At 52.2% G+C, this 3281-nt stretch carries 1 rRNA gene; it reads right to left on the bottom strand.

The window, feature by feature from the left end:
- Positions 1–163: 163 nt before the first annotated feature.
- A 23S ribosomal RNA gene (locus ACV22Z_RS35565) occupies positions 164–3045 on the bottom strand.
- Between the last annotated feature and the right edge of the window lie 236 nt (positions 3046–3281).

Raw genomic sequence — 3281 nt, 5'->3', positions numbered from 1 at the left:
GCTTCGCAGCGCGACCAATCTTGGAAGAAGCAGTAATCTTGGGTTGTGAGCTGTATCTCACACATACGCGGTACTTCAACCGCAGTACGTCGAGTGCCTCGCACTCGACGCTCGGCATCCGTAAGCGCTGAAGCGCTAACGGCTGCCGAGACAGACTTGTTATAGGATCAAGCCTTACGGGCAATTAGTATCAGTTAGCTGAACGCATTACTGCGCTTACACACCTGACCTATCAACGTCCTGGTCTCGAACGACCCTTCAAGGGGATCTAGTCCCCGGGGATATCTCATCTTAAGGCGAGTTTCCCGCTTAGATGCTTTCAGCGGTTATCTCTTCCGAACATAGCTACCCGGCGATGCCACTGGCGTGACAACCGGTACACCAGAGGTTCGTCCACTCCGGTCCTCTCGTACTAGGAGCAGCCCCCTTCAAATATCCAACGCCCACGGCAGATAGGGACCAAACTGTCTCACGACGTTTTAAACCCAGCTCACGTACCTCTTTAAATGGCGAACAGCCATACCCTTGGGACCGGCTACAGCCCCAGGATGAGATGAGCCGACATCGAGGTGCCAAACACCGCCGTCGATATGAACTCTTGGGCGGTATCAGCCTGTTATCCCCAGAGTACCTTTTATCCGTTGAGCGATGGCCCTTCCATACAGAACCACCGGATCACTATGACCTGCTTTCGCACCTGCTCGACTTGTCGGTCTCGCAGTTAAGCACGCTTATGCCATTGCACTATCAGCACGATTTCCGACCGTACCTAGCGTACCTTCGTACTCCTCCGTTACGCTTTGGGAGGAGACCGCCCCAGTCAAACTGCCTACCATGCACTGTCCCCGACCCGGATCACGGGCCAAGGTTAGAACCTCAAACAAACCAGGGTGGTATTTCAAGGACGGCTCCACCGAAACTAGCGTTCCGGTTTCATAGCCTCCCACCTATCCTACACAGATCGGTTCAAAGTCCAATGCAAAGCTACAGTAAAGGTTCATGGGGTCTTTCCGTCTAGCCGCGGGTAGATTGCATCATCACAAACACTTCAACTTCGCTGAGTCTCGGGAGGAGACAGTGTGGCCATCGTTACGCCATTCGTGCAGGTCGGAACTTACCCGACAAGGAATTTCGCTACCTTAGGACCGTTATAGTTACGGCCGCCGTTTACCGGGACTTCAATCAAGAGCTTGCACCCCATCATTTAATCTTCCGGCACCGGGCAGGCGTCACACCCTATACGTCCACTTTCGTGTTTGCAGAGTGCTGTGTTTTTATTAAACAGTCGCAGCCACCAGTTTATTGCAACCCCTTCACCCTTCCAGCGCAGGCTGGTCAAGCTACCAGGGCGTACCTTATCCCGAAGTTACGGTACCAATTTGCCGAGTTCCTTCTCCCGAGTTCTCTCAAGCGCCTTAGAATACTCATCTCGCCCACCTGTGTCGGTTTGCGGTACGGTCATCGTTAAACTGAAGCTTAGAGGCTTTTCTTGGAACCACTTCCAATTGCTTCGCTCCCTAAGGAGCTCGCGCCACACCCTTGAATCCTGCGCCCGGATTTGCCTAAGCGCCTTCTCCAATGCAGCGACCGGGACGTCCAACACCCGGACAACCTTCCGCGATCCGTCCCCCCATCGCATTTAACAATGGTGCAGGAATATTGACCTGCTTCCCATCAGCTACGCATTTCTGCCTCGCCTTAGGGGCCGACTCACCCTACGCCGATGAACGTTGCGTAGGAAACCTTGGGCTTACGGCGAGGGGGCCTTTCACCCCCTTTATCGCTACTCATGTCAGCATTCGCACTTCCGATACCTCCAGCACGCTTTTCAACGCACCTTCGCAGGCTTACGGAACGCTCTCCTACCATGCGTGCAAAGCACGCATCCGCAGCTTCGGTATATAGCTTAGCCCCGTTACATCTTCCGCGCAGGACGACTCGATCAGTGAGCTATTACGCTTTCTTTAAAGGGTGGCTGCTTCTAAGCCAACCTCCTGACTGTTTTAGCCTTCCCACTTCGTTTCCCACTTAGCTATATTTGGGGACCTTAGCTGGCGGTCTGGGTTGTTTCCCTCTTGACACCGGACGTTAGCACCCGATGTCTGTCTCCCGTGATTGCACTCTTCGGTATTCGGAGTTTGCTATGGCGGGGTAATCTGCAATAGACCCCCCAACCATGACAGTGCTCTACCCCCGAAGGTGAGACACGAGGCACTACCTAAATAGTTTTCGGAGAGAACCAGCTATTTCCAAGTTTGTTTAGCCTTTCACCCCTATCCACAGCTCATCCCCTAACTTTTCAACGTTAGTGGGTTCGGACCTCCAGTACGTGTTACCGCACCTTCATCCTGGCCATGGATAGATCACTTGGTTTCGGGTCTACGCCCAGCAACTGAACGCCCTATTCGGACTCGCTTTCGCTACGCCTGCCCTATACGGTTAAGCTTGCTACTGAACGTAAGTCGCTGACCCATTATACAAAAGGTACGCCGTCACCCCTTACGAGGCTCCGACTGTTTGTATGCATGCGGTTTCAGGATCTATTTCACTCCCCTCCCGGGGTTCTTTTCGCCTTTCCCTCACGGTACTGGTTCACTATCGGTCGATCACGAGTATTTAGCCTTGGAGGATGGTCCCCCCATCTTCAGACAGGATTTCACGTGTCCCGCCCTACTTGTCGTACACCTAGTTCTTTCATACTGTTTTCGCCTACAGGGCTATCACCTGCTATGGCCGCACTTTCCAGAGCGTTCGGCTAACAATACAAATAAAGAGTACAAGGCTGATCCCATTTCGCTCGCCACTACTTTGGGAATCTCGGTTGATTTCTTTTCCTGCGGTTACTTAGATGTTTCAGTTCACCGCGTTCGCTTCACATAGCCTATGTATTCAGCTATGGATACTCCAAAAGGAGTGGGTTTCCCCATTCGGACATCTACGGATCAAAGCTTGTTTGCCAGCTCCCCGTAGCTTTTCGCAGGCTACCGCGTCCTTCATCGCCTGTGATCGCCAAGGCATCCACCACATGCACTTGTTCGCTTGACCCTATAACGAGTCTGTCTCGTTACAGGTTGAGTTCTCGCGTTGTGCCGTATTCCAATTGAGCCGAACATAAGTTCGAATCATCTTGAGATACATCGATACAATCACAACCCGGATAGTTTTCACGTCCATCTCAAAGACGCTTCCGCTATCCAAATTACTTACTTCTTCCAGATTGTTAAAGAACGACAGCCGATATGGTGTTACTCATATCACTCTGACTGGCTCAATCGCCAATG

The organism is Burkholderia sp. PU8-34 (assembly GCF_053427725.1).
Note: the sequence above shows the minus strand (reverse complement) of the source record. Positions and strands in the feature narration are given on the sequence as shown.